Source organism: Motilimonas eburnea (assembly GCF_021295345.1).
GTDB classification, from domain to species: Bacteria; Pseudomonadota; Gammaproteobacteria; order Enterobacterales; family CBDFNC01; genus Motilimonas; species Motilimonas eburnea.
In genome coordinates this window covers 159,936-172,717 of sequence record NZ_JAIMJB010000003.1, presented here as the reverse complement: position 1 = coordinate 172,717, position 12,782 = coordinate 159,936, and the positions used below count along the sequence as shown (strand labels likewise).

Sequence of the window (12,782 nt, the reverse complement as noted above, 5' to 3'; positions counted from 1 at the left end):
AAAACATAAGGAAATAAACTATGCGGTCTATGTCATTGCTTAGCGTAGCGCTGAGCGCAACATTGTGCATCCCCCTCTCAAGTCATGCGTTGACCCTTGAGCAATCGGTCGCCAGTGCCATCGACAATAACCCCATCATTGCCCAGCAATACGCGTCTTTTACCGCGTATTTAAAAGATCGCCGTGCCGCTGAGGCGGGCTACTACCCTAAGGTTAATCTGTACGGTGCGGTGGGTTATGAAGATACCCAATATTCCTCGGGCCAAAAAATCGATGAGCAACTGACGCGTAAAGAGCTGGGTATCAAGGCAACGCAAAATGTCTTTAAAGGCTTTCATACCCAATCTGAAGTAGAACGTTTGAGTTTTGAGGCTGAAGCCGAGCGCTTGACCTTGTTATCGGATGCGGAGAACTTGGCCCTTGATGTGGCGCGGGTGTATCTTGATCTGCTGAAAGCCGAGCAACTACTGGCATTAACCGAAAGTAATGTTGCTGATCATTTGGATGTCTATCGCGATATCGAAGACAGGCAAAGTAAAGGCTTAAGTAGCCGCTCCGATCTGGCCCAAATTGCAGCGCGTGTGGCCACCTCAAAATCGTCTTTAGTGGCGGCGAAAAACAACTTACTCGATAAGCAAGTTGAGTTTTACAAATTAGTGGGGGCGGATGCTGGCGAGTTGATCGAGCCGCAAGTCGATAGCCAATTATTACCTCGCAGCGAGCAAGAGGCGATTCGCTTAGCGCTGGACAGTCATCCCGAAATTAAGGCCGCGATTGCCGATATGGCGGCAGCGAAACAAGAATTACAGCGTGAAAAAGCCGATTTTTATCCCGAGGTCAATGTTGAATTACACGCCAATCGCAATGATGATATCGGTGGCTTTGAAGGCAAAGACAGTGACGCCAGAGTCATGCTGACCGTCAGTTATGATCTCTACAGTGGCGGTGAAACCACGGCGCGAACCGAAGCGGCCAGTTGGCGTAAAGAGCAAGCGCGTGCGATACGCCTACGCACCGAGCAGCAAGTGACCGAAGGCACCCGGTTATCTTGGAACGCTTGGGATTTACAGCGCCAACAAATCGAATATCTGCAACAAAATGTCGACGCCGCTAAATTGGCTGAAAAAGGCTACATTGAGCAGTTCCAGTTGGGCAGACGTTCACTGTTAGATGTGTTGGATGCCAAGGTAGAAGTGTTTTTAGCGCGTAAAAATTACATCGAAACCCATTTTAGCCAACGCTTGGCGAGTTATCGCTTACTGAATGCCACTGGCCGGTTAGGTTATGCACTTAGATTGGCTTATCCTGAGCAATGGCAACAAGAGGTGATCCGTGATGAACAATAAATGGTTAGTGGGACTCATGCTGCTGCCCTTAGTAGGGTGTGTGCAAATGGCCGATCTGCAAGTGCAGCGTTATCAAATTGATGATTTGCGCGACCAAGATAAAGACGGCGTGATCAATCAACGGGATCTATGTCGAGATACGCCGACTCAAGCTAAGGTCGATGATCAAGGTTGTGCGATTTGGCATCAGCACAGGGAAGTGAATCGACTGGTATTTCATTTTGACTACGATAAAGCGCAATTAAAATCAGAGGATTTGGCTAAGGTCGCCCAATTAGCCGATTGGCTGCGCGAAGACAGCAAAGCGAGCCTAACCTTAATTGGTGATACCAGCGCAGAAGGCTCACTTGAATATAATACGGCGTTAGCACAAAGGCGCAATCAAGCTATTGCCAATGCGTTGGTGGCCACGGGGATATCAAGGGAGCGCATTGCTAGCCAAGTGTTCTCTGAGCAAACCAAGTTGACGCAATATTTAAAGCAGCGTCAGCGTCGCACCATTGCCGTCATCAGCCACGGGGAATTTCAAGCTGAGCAGGCTTGGGACGTGTTTGCCAATAGCCAAATCAAGGAGCAATAAGCCATGAAACGTCAATTGATTACGGCCTGTTTGGTATTGAGTGGTATCAGTGGTGCTTATGCACAGGCACTGCAACTGGCCAACACAACACCATTACCCATAGCCCAATTAGCACCGGATACGCAATTAAATAACGGCCAATGGCAGCTGGTGGCTGGGGATGTCGATGCGATGATCCTAGGTGAAATCGATGGTCTGCTTAGTTCGCAGGTTTGGAGCGATCAACAGGTTGCCCAATATGTGCAGCGTTTTGGGGAAAAACCACTACGTTTGTTACTCGCAGCAAAGCCTGAACAAAATGAGCCGACGCCAACCGAACAAGCCGAACTCTTCTCGGGTCGTGCGGGTCAGCCACTGCTTTATTTGTATTTGAATCGCGGCCAAACGGGCCAGCTCGGCATTGAACTGGGCGCACGTTTAGCAGGGCTAGATAAACAGCGCTGGCAACAGCAAGGCTGGTTGGCTGCCCCTGCGGTTATCAGCCAAACCAATTTAGTGACCTTAGGTATCAATAGCGCCAAGTTTGAAGGGGGCTATCGCTGATAAGAACACTGTTTGTATTAAATAAGGGGCCGATTCGGCCCCTTAGTGTTTAACGCTTCCACAACACGTTAATTAACGCGCCCATCAAGATAAAGCTGCCACCTATCCAACTATAGATAGAGGGCAGCTCACTAAAGATCAGCCAGCCAAATAACATAGAAAACAGCACCTGCACATAAGAGTAAGCCGTGGCTTTACTGGCCGATTCAGACTGCATGGCCTTGGTTAAACCGACCTGTCCCACCTGAGTAAAAATGCCGACAAACAGTAAAAGCACGAGCGCCTCGGGTGGCGGCACCACAAAATCGTCACCTAGCAATATTAACGACAATGGCAGTGCAATGAGCGGGAAGTACATAATGATCACTGAGCTGTCTTCAGTGCGACTTAACTTGCGCACGATAACATAAGCCACGGCGCTGCCAAAGGCGCCCAGCAGGGCGATAACAATACTAAACCAAGGCAAACCTGCAGCAGGATCGAGTCCCAATCCCGGGCTTATCATTATCCCCAAACCAACTAAGCTAAGGCAGATACAAAGTTTAGTGGAATGCAGTATCGGCTCTTTTAAAAACAGCAGGGCAATCAACGCCGTAAAAACGGGGTGCAGATATTGCAGCAAGGTAGCCTCAGCCAGCGGCAAGGTGGCAATGGAGTAATAAACGCAGATTAATGCCAACGCTCCCACCGCACCACGGGCAAATAGCCAGCCTTTTTGCTCACCCCAAGGCGAAATACCTTTGCGTTTTACGTCTAGGTAGCTCAGCAGCAAGGAAACCAGTGCCCGCGCCGCCACAATTTCTAATACCGGAATGTGATATTGGCTAACCAATTTCACACAGGCCGACATAATGGCAAAGCCAAGGGCCGACAGCAGCATAAAACGGGCACTAATAGGAATATTGGGCAATAAAGCAGGCATAAAGAAGGTCACAGAGCAAAAGGTCTATCATAACTTATCGCACCCATAGCGACCATCATGGGATTGGGTGGAATTAGCCTTAAGCTTGTTTTGTTGAGGGCTTTTTCGCCGAGCAAGCTCGCCTCCCAGAGCTAACATTTTACAGCTTATACAAGGAGGCAAGATGTTAGTAGGGATTAGCTGCTGATGTCAGCGTCGCTTTCGTTATCCGTCATACGAATAATTTTTAAAAATCGCTTAGGGTAGCCACTCTTATAATAGTTGGTCTCAGAAACACCAAAATGTTTTTTCGAAGACGAACTATGTAAGAACATCAACTTGCCATCGTCGATCTCGCTGATGATGCCTGCGTGACCCGGACGACGGATACTGGCATCGGTGCCGGTAAAGACAATTAAATCACCCACTCGAGCTTCATTTAAAGGGACTTCGCGATCAAACAGGCTGGGATAAGCGCGTGTGGTGCGAGGGATGCTGATATCAAATTCGTTATAGACATATTGAATAAAGCCGGAGCAGTCAAAGCCATCGGGAGTGGTGCCACCCCAAACGTACTCGGTGCCCTTATATTGGCGAGCAAAATCGATCATATCGGCATTGGCTGATGCCAAGGAGGGGAAAAGCAAGGCCACAACGAGCGCCAGTGCTTTGGTTGAACGCAATACCATAAAAATTAATCCTGAAAAATCATTAGCTTTGAAAATAAATAATCACGAACTCATTATGAGTCCGCGATTTTAGCAAAAAGTTCTACAGTAACGCTATTTTTATGCGAAAACGCGCGTTAGATCTGATTTTTCAGCATGAATGCTGGAATAACTTGGCTTACCTGATGTGTTAGCGGCTTGGTCACGGCTGGACGCGGCGTGATAGGGCAAAGCTAAGGCTGGTGGGTACTGACGGGCGATGGCTAACTCCATAGCCAACTGAGTAATTTGTTTAGGTGCTAGGCCTAAAGTGGTTGTAAACTGGGCCTCGCGCGGCGCGGCGTCGCAAGGGCTAACAAGATCCAATTCCGTCAGCTTCGCCAAGATCTGATCCGCAGCGGTCAGGGCCGAAGAGGCTTTGACGATTTCAGCGCGGGCGTAATGGTGTGGCTCAAATGACACCGCCGCCGCGCGTAAGTCCGCATCATCGCCGGGTATTTGCTGAGCGCCGTACAAAGGCTTACCACCAAATTCAGCACTGGCAAAGCTCGGCACAAACTGGCTAACATGATCGACGGCTTGCTCGGTGCGCTGCTTTAATACATCCATCGGCCATTGGTGAATAATTTTATTCACTAAGGCATCGGGGAGTTTAGGCTGTGAGCTCGCCGTACTTGAATGAACTAGGCCGCCGTTAAACAAGGTAATGTCCTTGGTCATGCCGTGCAGCTGAAAATGGCCATCACAATACGGCGTCAATTGTGCCATGCCTTTAGGTGTACCGCGTTGACCATGAAAAATTACTTCGGGCCAAACGGCGTTAGGCTCAGGCCAACGGGCAATATAGGCCGCCTTAAATTCCACCATACGTTGGCGTGAAAACTTGGCCATATCATCAACAGAGCCAGTGCGAAAACCGCAGGCATTAACGAGGTAATCGACCTGATATTGCTGCACGCCTTGCTTACCTTGCGATTCAATTAACCAGCCATCTTGATTGGGCGTTACTTGGGTCACTTGAGTATTAGTGAGTACTTGAGCGCATTCCAGTTGTGCTAATGCTAAGCTGGCGGTGGCGGCGATGCGCAACGAGCTCAGGCCGTATTCCTGAACGAGCACCAGTGGGAATTTGAGTTTGTCGAGATCCACTTGCTTGGCGATAGGGATCATCCAATCGTCATTTGAGCTAGGCTGCACCGGAGTCGGACACAGAGCAAGGCGGTCTAAATCTTCACGCTGGTATAAAGTGAAATAGTTTTCTGGTTGGCCCAGCACTTGGTTCAGTGGGTCTGCGGCCACGATGCGCTGATATTCATCGCGCAGTAAATGCAGCCTTGGCATCAGATCGCTAGGATCGCCGGGATCTTGAGTCGGAACAGCAATCACGGTCGGGCGCTGATTCACGCAGTGAGGATAGATTCGAAGGGTTTCAATCGACTGCTTAAGTAACTTTAAGCATTGCTGATCGCTGATTTCACGGTACAGATTTCCCCCCGCGTGCAAATGACACATAGGCGGACCGTTTACCAAACCATCACCGCGTTCAATCAGCAGTGTTTTGATACCTAGTTCAGCAAGACGCAAGGCAATGGTTGAGCCTGCGACACCGGCCCCAATGATACCCACCGTTGCCAGATGTGATGTGTTGTCAGCGATATGATTGGCCATAACGGACGCTCTGTTCCTATGTGTTGGATGCTATCTCGAAGTACTGGGTTAGAGCCATTCTACTGTGCTCTAGCTCACATTGAAATACGCGAAGTCAATGAAAATGGATCAGACCATGTATGTGACTTTATCACGAGCAAATCACGGCTTAGTCACGGTTTAGTCATGGCTTAGTCATAGCTTACTCATGTTGGAATAAACTGGCTGCTCTCGAAGGCCAAATAATGCTGATTATTTAACCAGCCGACTTGGCTACAATAAAAGATTATAATAAGCATGTTTTTGATTGTTAACTCTAATGAGATTCATTATCATAAGAGAGTTGTTATCAATTATTCCATTATCACTGCTAAATCGAGGTCGTTTTGTTGTATCGCCGTATTTTAAATCAAGGGTTGCCGTTAGGCATCGCTTGGCTGGTTATCAGTGCATCTGCAACTGCTGCCAGTGTCAGTCAAGTTCAGCAGCAGGCGCTAAAAGACGTCGAGCAAGGCCAACAGGCACAGCAGACCATAAACAACCTGGATGATGAAAAACAGGCCATTATCGCGCAAGTAAATGCGCTACAAAGTGAAGCGCAGCAATTGGCCCAATATAACCTTTATCTTAGTGAGCTAGTTAAAGACCAAGGCCAAGAGATTGCCTCTTACGAGCAGCAAATCATCGACGTGAAAGAAACGCGCCAAGGCTTAGTGCCTTTGATGACGCAGATGCTAGACAAGCTGGCGCAGTTTGTTGCCCTCGATACGCCTTTCTTACCCGAAGAAAGACAAGAAAGAATTGCGCAGCTGCAGCAAATGATGACCCAAGCGGACATCACCGAAGCGGAAAAATACCGCCGTATTTTGACCGCGTACCAAATTGAAGCCGAATACGGCAGTAAAATCGGTGAATACCAAGGCGAGTTAACCTTAGGTGAGACCACGCGCACCGTGCATTACTTTTATTTGGGCCGCTTAGTCTTGGTGGCTTTATCTCTTGATGGCAAGCAAGTGTGGAGCTGGGATAAGCAAAATGGCGTGTGGTTAGAAGTGGATGCCAGCTATGGCGCGGATGTGAAACAGGCCATCGAGATTGCCAAAAAGTCCGCTATTCCTGACTTAATTCGCTTACCTTTGATTGCGGAGGTGAGCCAATGAGAACCGTTATCGGGCTGCTATTCATTGGATTTTTCCTGTTGAACACGGCCGCAGCCAATCAACTCGACGATTTATTGCAGCAAGTTAAAGCCCAGCAAGCCAAAAACCAGCAGGTGGATAACGCGCGCAAGGCCGACTTCAGCAAAGATTTAGCCTACTGGCGCGAGCAGTTGGCCAAAGCCCAAGCCGAGCACCAAGTGATCAAGGCGCAAACGGATGCCTTAAACGCTCAGTTTGACCAACAAGAGCAAACCTTAGCCGAGCTAGAAGAAAGCTTAGCCATAGCCACTGATAATTTGGGCGAAGTCTTCGGTGTGGTACGTCAAGTGACCAGCGAAGTGTCAGAGGATTTTGCAAGCGCTTTGATCACCAGCCAATACCCAGAGCGGGCGCCATTTGTCAATGACTTGGCCAAGCGCAAAGCCTTGCCTTCATTAACCGAGCTCGAGCAGCTTTGGTTCTTATTGCTACAAGATATGACCGCCGCGGGCAAAGTGGCGCAATTTAGCAGCCAAGTGGCGAGCCCTGCTGGCGTAAGTGAAAGCCAAACCGTGACCCGTTTTGGTAGCTTTAATTTAGCGAGTAACGGCGCGTACCTGCTGCGAGATGAACAAACCGGTGGCCTAGTGCACATACCGGTATCAGGCCGAGCGGCTGCGGCTTTAGGTGGTTGGGATGCGAGCAAGAGTGCACCGCAGGCGTTTTACTTTGATCCGGCCAAGGGCGAGCTACTGACCTTATTAGCGAAAACGCCAACCTTAGGCGAGCGGATCCAACAAGGCGGCGTGATAGGTTACTGTATCTTGGCGGTGTTAGCCTTAGGCTTGATTATCGCCCTAGTGCGAGCGGTGCGGCTAACTAAGGTATCACTGCTTATCCACCGTCAGACCAAACAAGGCGCAGCTAACAAGAACAACCCATTAGGACGCATTATGGCGGTGTATTTGGCTTACCAAGACCGTCCCACCGAGGTGCTAGAGCTAAAATTAGACGAAGCCGTGATGCGCGAAGTGCCGGCACTAGAGCGCGGCAACAGCATTCTAAAAATCTTAGCGGCAATGGCACCCATGATGGGCTTATTAGGCACGGTCACCGGCATGATAGGCACCTTCCAATCCATTACCGTGTTTGGCACCAGCGACCCGAAACTGATGGCCGGTGGCATTTCCATGGCCTTGATCACCACCGTTATGGGCTTAGTAGCTGCTTTGCCTTTGTTGTTACTGCATAGCATTTTACATGGCCGCGCCAATCGTTTGATCATCTTACTTGAGCAGCAAAGCATAGGTCTGATTGCCGAGCAAGCCGAAATGCAAGCCGGGCAAACTCAGTCAGCCCTGCCAGTCAACCAGCGTGCGCCGCAGCTACAGGCGGGTTAACGTGATTGAAATTGATAACTCGATTGAGTTAGTCAGCGTATTTATCCGCGCTGGTGGTGTCGTCATGTACGCCATCGCCGCGGTATTGGTGCTGTTATGGTTATTGATTCTGGAGCGGACTTATTTTATCTGGCTTAGCTTTAACCCTTTGCAACAGCATTGGTTAGCGCGTTGGCAGCAGCGTCAGCAATTGCTTGAGCAACAGGGCAAGCAAGGGCAGCATTGGCAAGACCCATTTATTCGCCAAGCCATGATAGGTCAGGCCGAGCTGGCCCTCACGCGGCACTTTCCTTTGCTGTCGGCCTTGATCAAAATCTGCCCCTTGCTGGGGCTACTTGGCACAGTATCTGGCATGATCCAAGTGTTTGACGTGGTGGCCGTCCACGGCACAGGTAACCCTAAGCTATTGGCATCGGGCATTTCCATGGCCACCATTCCCACCCTAGCGGGGTTGGTGTGTGCCTTGTCTGGATTATTAGTGTATTCACGGTTAGAGCGACGCAGCAAGGTGCTGTTAAGTCGCTTTTCCCAACAATTGGTCGTAAATTAAATCATGAGAAGAAGACGAGTTAGACCCGAAGACGATGCGCAAATCGATCTCACGCCTATGTTGGACGTGGTGTTTATCATGCTGATTTTCTTTATTGTCACCACTTCCTTTGTACGTGAGTCGGGGATCGAAGTCCATCGCCCGAGTGCCACGTCGGCTACAGAGCAAAAAAATGCGGGCGTGTTTATTGCCATTAAAGAAAACGGCGAGATTTACCTCGATAGAAAACAACTGGATGTGCAAAAGGTGCAATTAGCCCTGGAGCGCGTGGTGGCCGAGCGCGGTGAAGTGGGGCTAGTGATCCAAGCCGATCAGCAAGCGCGCCACGGCGTGGTGGTGAATGTGATGGACGCGGCGAAATCAGCGGGCATCAAACAAATCTCGGTTGCGGCGGAGCAGCCTTAGATGCGCATTTTGCTGGCCTTTATTGGCGCGCCCATCGTTGCTTTCTCGCTGTTTATCTTTATGGCGGGGCTGATTTATAAAGATCTCAGCGCCTTACCTAAATCTGAGCCAACGCCGTATTTTGATCTGGTGATGTCAGAGCAGCAAGAGCACAGTGAGCGTAAGATCAGGCAAAAGCCTATTCAGCCTCAAGTTCAACCTGTGGCTGCGCAGCAAGTGGCCCAGCCACAAGTTAAACCGCAAACACCTAAGCCCGTGGCCGCTAAACTCGAAGCGCCGAAGGTTAATTTAACCATGCAAATGAGCGCCGTGGCCATCAGCATGCCCAATGTGGTTGCCAAGCCCACTAAACCGGCCCCGCAAGCCGTCACTCAGCCGGTCGTTAGTGAGCCTGTTGCCAAGCTTATCAGTGCGCCAGTAGCGGCAGTACCGGCACCTATTACTCAGCCCAGTGCAGGCGATACCATGGCGGTGCCCTTGCATCGCGTGGAGCCCGATTTTCCCATCAGGGCGCAAAGGCGAGGTAAAGAAGGTTATGTGATCGTAAGTTACGATATCAGCACATCGGGGCGAGCGATTAATGTAAAAATCATTGAAGCTAAACCTAAACGTACGTTTGAAAAAGCGGTGAAAAAAGCGATGAAAAAATGGAAGTTCAAACCGCTAATTGTGGATGGTAAAGCTCAAATGCAAACCCAGCAGCGTCAGCGTTTTGAGTTTAAAATGAGGCAATAAACGATGAAATGGATCTTAACCTTATTGCTTTTAGTGAGCAGCTGTTTCGCCCTTGCTAATGCCGCGAGCCAAACGGCCTTAAGTGCTGCTTTGGCAAAACAGGTTAAACCCGCGCATCAGTTTTATCAGCAGCAGCAATATCAAAAAGCGCTACAGGTGCTAAAACAAACCTCGCCCAAGGCGGGATTTGAAACCGCCTATGTTAAGCGTTTTACGGGTAATCTTTATTGGTTATTAGACCAACCCAAGGCCGCACTACGCAGCTTGAGTGAGGCGGTGGCCGAGCAAGCTTTACCGCCACTTGAGCAATCGCAAACCCAGCGCATGTTGGCCGATCTTTATCTTGCAGAGCAACAAGCCAAGCAGGCCCTGCAGCATTATCGCAAGGTGGATAAAAGCCAGCGAGACGCTAATTATTACCTGCATATGGCCCAAGCCTATTACCAGCTGGAGCAATGGCAAAATGTGGTGAACCATGCGCAATTGGGCATCAAACGCAGCAAGGTATTTAATCAGTCGGCCCAGCTGATGCTATTAAATGGCTATTATCAGCTTGGCCAGTTGGCCAATGCCGCTAAGGTGTTACAAGGCTTAACCGAACACCAGCCCGATAACAAACGCTGGTGGCAGCAGTTGTCGTCGGTTTATCTGCAAATGAACGACCATAAACGTGCCCTTAGTACCTTAGAAATCGCGTACCAAGCCAATATGCTACAAGGCGCTAGGGAGCTACAAAACCTAGCGCGCCTGCGCGCCAATGCCGGCTTGCCCTATCAAGCGGCTAATTTGCTTGCTGCTCATCTGGATAACGGTTCACTCGATGCCAATGTAAGCAATTTAACCGAGCTGGCGGGTTACTGGCAGCAAGCCCGCGAATACCAGCGCGCCGCTAAGGTATGGGGTAAGGTAGCGGCGCAAACAGGCCTTGCTAAGCACTATATGCAGCAGGCTTCCTTATACAGCTTGGCTCAAGATCACCAGCAAGCCATTAAGGTACTCGAAAGCCTTGGCCATTCGCTACCTGCTGCCACCCAAGGCTCGGTCGCCTTGGCTAAGGTTCAAGCTTACTACGCCCTAAACCAATATCAACAAGCACTGCAATATGCCCGCCAAGCCCAGCAACAACAGACCACAGCGAGCCAAGCCAGCAACTGGGTTGCCTTATTAGAAAATAAGTTAGAAGACCCAGCGAGCAAGACCTTGTAGATTTCACTAGGTAACTAAAATCAGGCAACTCAAACCAAGTAACCAAAACCCAGTTGCTTTTATCCAGCTGATAATATTTAATTGACTAAAATTTTATACTTGGTGGTGACTTTGACTGAATACGTTTTAGCTGGTGGGGTCTACTTTGCACTGATCTGCGCCATCGCCGCCCATAAAAAGAATCGCCATGTATTGCTTTGGTCCTGCTGCGGCGCCTTCACTGTGCTCATAACCCGCGCCAATGTTTGCCGCCAATGCCATAAGGGCACGCGTGCTTCTTACTGCCCGCATTGTGGTTGTCATAATCCCTAATCAGGTTTAGCTTGGTTTCTTAAATCTAGTTGTTCGCCAGCTAGCCTAAGTTGTATTGATGAAAAACTGTGTATGTTTAGACTCTCACTTTTTATTGCTAGGTGATGGATTGGACGCCGAGCTGACTAAAAAGCAGCAAAATAGGCGTTAATTTTGTCATCGAAATATTATTAAGGCGCATTAAGTATGAAGAATAAGCTAACAGTGTTTGGCAAGACAGTTTCAAGAACTCCCTTTCTAGCTTGTTTAGTGATTTTTACAGTATCGCTGATCCTTGTTTTTCAGTTTAATCCGATTGTGTACCTTATTTTATTTTTATGTCCGTTTTTCGTTGTTATTCCTCTTGGTAAAAAATGGGAAACAGCTAGGGGGATCGCCTATGCTTACTTTTTCTCAGCTTTGGTTTCAGGTTTAGTTGTATTTATCTTTCTTTGGAAGTGGTGAGTAAATATGGCTGAATGGAAAATCGTACGTGGTGGTGTTGAGTTGTGAAAAGTGGTGGTGGAAATAAGGGGGGGGACAGTGAAGCGTGATGTATTTAGAAATCGCAGCAACAGTGTGCTTGCTGACCATGAAAATATGGATGTTAATAAAGTTTTTGATTGTCTATATACTGCTTATAAAAAAGGTGAGCTGACAGAGCATGGGAAATTGTGCTTTTTTTCATGGTATGTGTTTGAGTATGAACTAGATCACGATGTTTTAAGGGATATCTTATACAGTGAAAATACGGAGATAGCAGCTGTGATTCTGGCGTATGACTGTATTTATGGTGAAAACTTTGAAAAAGGAAAGTTGATAAAATTTGTCTCGCGGTTTAGTTCCTCAGTGAGCCTATTTATGCTTTCTGAAATATATTTCAACTTGGGTGATGTTTCTACTGCAAAGGTATATCTTGAAAAAAGCATGAAAAAGAAATGTTTTCCTAATAATATTTATAATTATGCAAAGTACTTTGGGGGTTGTAATGAGGTGCTTGATGCAATTTTATTTTTAAATAAAAGTGTTGTTGTGAGTGATGGTGAAATTAACAAGGACTTTGAAAATAATTTTGAATGCTTCAACAAACACTGTATCACTATGAGTGAAATGTCGCCTAGGAATTTTGATAGTATGATTGAGTCCTTAAATAAACGTCTTTTTGAACTGAGGAAAAATTGAAAAGATAGTGCAGGTAATTAATTAGTAGGGTGCCTTAGCCTAAGGTGTCTTCAGAAGAAATGCAGGATAGAGATTTTTATAGTTAAGTTTCTAATATCATTGCGCGTGAAAGGCAAATGCTAAGGACAGGGGGGAGAGCATTGAACTCGGTGAGTAGGGATTGGATTAAATAGAATGATATATATTTGG

Annotated in this window: 15 protein-coding genes; 11 read left to right on the top strand and 4 right to left on the bottom strand. The window is 48.1% G+C overall.

Annotated features, from left to right (window positions below; translation table 11 throughout):
• Positions 1–20 precede the first annotated feature (20 nt).
• Genes K6Y21_RS04545 through K6Y21_RS04535 form a run of 3 tightly spaced genes read left to right on the top strand, consistent with a single transcriptional unit; the run spans position 21 to position 2,469 of the window.
• Complete coding sequence (locus K6Y21_RS04545; RefSeq protein ID WP_233070583.1) at positions 21–1,346, top strand: TolC family outer membrane protein; 1,326 nt, start codon at positions 21–23, stop codon at positions 1,344–1,346.
• The gene (locus K6Y21_RS04540) at positions 1,336–1,926 is read left to right on the top strand and encodes an OmpA family protein (RefSeq protein ID WP_233070582.1); all 591 of its coding nucleotides are present in this window, start codon (positions 1,336–1,338) and stop codon (positions 1,924–1,926) included. Before K6Y21_RS04545 ends, K6Y21_RS04540 begins: the two co-directional genes overlap by 11 nt.
• A 3-nt stretch (positions 1,927–1,929) precedes the next feature.
• The gene (locus K6Y21_RS04535; protein WP_233070581.1) at positions 1,930–2,469 is read left to right on the top strand and encodes a hypothetical protein; all 540 of its coding nucleotides are present in this window, start codon (positions 1,930–1,932) and stop codon (positions 2,467–2,469) included.
• 49 nt (positions 2,470–2,518) lie between these two features.
• Here K6Y21_RS04535 and K6Y21_RS04530 read toward each other — a convergent pair whose 3' ends face one another.
• From K6Y21_RS04530 to K6Y21_RS04520, 3 genes are all read right to left on the bottom strand, one after another.
• Positions 2,519–3,391, bottom strand: coding sequence for a DMT family transporter (locus K6Y21_RS04530; RefSeq protein ID WP_233070580.1), 873 nt, complete (start codon positions 3,389–3,391; stop codon positions 2,519–2,521).
• Between the two features lie 176 nt (positions 3,392–3,567).
• Positions 3,568–4,059, bottom strand: a complete 492-nt coding sequence (locus K6Y21_RS04525) for a C40 family peptidase (protein WP_285229715.1) — start codon at positions 4,057–4,059, stop codon at positions 3,568–3,570.
• Between the two features lie 99 nt (positions 4,060–4,158).
• Positions 4,159–5,706 carry an FAD-dependent oxidoreductase gene (locus tag K6Y21_RS04520; protein ID WP_233070579.1) on the bottom strand — a complete coding sequence of 516 codons (1,548 nt, stop codon included), beginning with the start codon at positions 5,704–5,706 and terminating at the stop codon, positions 4,159–4,161.
• Positions 5,707–6,074: 368 nt separating this feature from the next.
• Between K6Y21_RS04520 and K6Y21_RS04515 the strand changes: the two genes are divergently transcribed.
• From K6Y21_RS04515 to K6Y21_RS04490, 6 genes are read left to right on the top strand one after another with little or no spacing between them, the layout of a single operon-like run.
• Positions 6,075–6,845, top strand: a complete 771-nt coding sequence (locus K6Y21_RS04515; RefSeq protein WP_233070578.1) for a DUF3450 domain-containing protein — start codon at positions 6,075–6,077, stop codon at positions 6,843–6,845.
• Positions 6,842–8,224 carry a MotA/TolQ/ExbB proton channel family protein gene (locus tag K6Y21_RS04510; RefSeq protein ID WP_233070577.1) on the top strand — a complete coding sequence of 461 codons (1,383 nt, stop codon included), beginning with the start codon at positions 6,842–6,844 and terminating at the stop codon, positions 8,222–8,224. The genes K6Y21_RS04515 and K6Y21_RS04510 overlap by 4 nt, the downstream gene beginning before the upstream one ends.
• 1 nt (position 8,225) lies before the next feature.
• Positions 8,226–8,774: a MotA/TolQ/ExbB proton channel family protein gene (locus K6Y21_RS21390; protein WP_233070576.1), complete on the top strand. Its 549-nt coding sequence runs from the start codon at positions 8,226–8,228 to the stop codon at positions 8,772–8,774.
• Positions 8,775–9,179: an ExbD/TolR family protein gene (locus tag K6Y21_RS04500; protein WP_233070647.1), complete on the top strand. Its 405-nt coding sequence runs from the start codon at positions 8,775–8,777 to the stop codon at positions 9,177–9,179.
• The gene (locus tag K6Y21_RS04495) at positions 9,180–9,914 is read left to right on the top strand and encodes a TonB family protein (protein ID WP_233070575.1); all 735 of its coding nucleotides are present in this window, start codon (positions 9,180–9,182) and stop codon (positions 9,912–9,914) included.
• Between the two features lie 3 nt (positions 9,915–9,917).
• A complete protein-coding gene (locus K6Y21_RS04490) occupies positions 9,918–11,120 on the top strand; it encodes a tetratricopeptide repeat protein (protein WP_233070574.1) in 1,203 nt (400 codons plus the stop codon).
• Between the two features lie 126 nt (positions 11,121–11,246).
• Here the strand turns inward: K6Y21_RS04490 and K6Y21_RS04485 are convergent, their stop codons facing one another.
• Positions 11,247–11,423: a hypothetical protein gene (locus K6Y21_RS04485; protein WP_233070573.1), complete on the bottom strand. Its 177-nt coding sequence runs from the start codon at positions 11,421–11,423 to the stop codon at positions 11,247–11,249.
• Positions 11,424–11,618: 195 nt separating this feature from the next.
• Between K6Y21_RS04485 and K6Y21_RS04480 the strand changes: the two genes are divergently transcribed.
• Positions 11,619–11,876 carry a hypothetical protein gene (locus K6Y21_RS04480; RefSeq protein WP_233070572.1) on the top strand — a complete coding sequence of 86 codons (258 nt, stop codon included), beginning with the start codon at positions 11,619–11,621 and terminating at the stop codon, positions 11,874–11,876.
• Between the two features lie 78 nt (positions 11,877–11,954).
• The gene (locus K6Y21_RS04475; protein ID WP_233070571.1) at positions 11,955–12,593 is read left to right on the top strand and encodes a hypothetical protein; all 639 of its coding nucleotides are present in this window, start codon (positions 11,955–11,957) and stop codon (positions 12,591–12,593) included.
• Positions 12,594–12,782: the final 189 nt, after the last annotated feature.

Coding starts and splice junctions, on each gene's coding strand:
- K6Y21_RS04545 (WP_233070583.1), top strand. CDS start 21: ATGCGGTCTATGTCATTGCTTAGCGTAGCGCTGAGCGCAACATTGTGC.
- K6Y21_RS04520 (WP_233070579.1), bottom strand. CDS start 5,706: ATGGCCAATCATATCGCTGACAACACATCACATCTGGCAACGGTGGGT.
- K6Y21_RS04480 (WP_233070572.1), top strand. CDS start 11,619: ATGAAGAATAAGCTAACAGTGTTTGGCAAGACAGTTTCAAGAACTCCC.
- K6Y21_RS04485 (WP_233070573.1), bottom strand. CDS start 11,423: ATGACAACCACAATGCGGGCAGTAAGAAGCACGCGTGCCCTTATGGCA.
- K6Y21_RS04535 (WP_233070581.1), top strand. CDS start 1,930: ATGAAACGTCAATTGATTACGGCCTGTTTGGTATTGAGTGGTATCAGT.
- K6Y21_RS04540 (WP_233070582.1), top strand. CDS start 1,336: ATGAACAATAAATGGTTAGTGGGACTCATGCTGCTGCCCTTAGTAGGG.
- K6Y21_RS04530 (WP_233070580.1), bottom strand. CDS start 3,391: ATGCCTGCTTTATTGCCCAATATTCCTATTAGTGCCCGTTTTATGCTG.
- K6Y21_RS04510 (WP_233070577.1), top strand. CDS start 6,842: ATGAGAACCGTTATCGGGCTGCTATTCATTGGATTTTTCCTGTTGAAC.
- K6Y21_RS04490 (WP_233070574.1), top strand. CDS start 9,918: ATGAAATGGATCTTAACCTTATTGCTTTTAGTGAGCAGCTGTTTCGCC.
- K6Y21_RS04495 (WP_233070575.1), top strand. CDS start 9,180: ATGCGCATTTTGCTGGCCTTTATTGGCGCGCCCATCGTTGCTTTCTCG.
- K6Y21_RS04525 (WP_285229715.1), bottom strand. CDS start 4,059: ATGGTATTGCGTTCAACCAAAGCACTGGCGCTCGTTGTGGCCTTGCTT.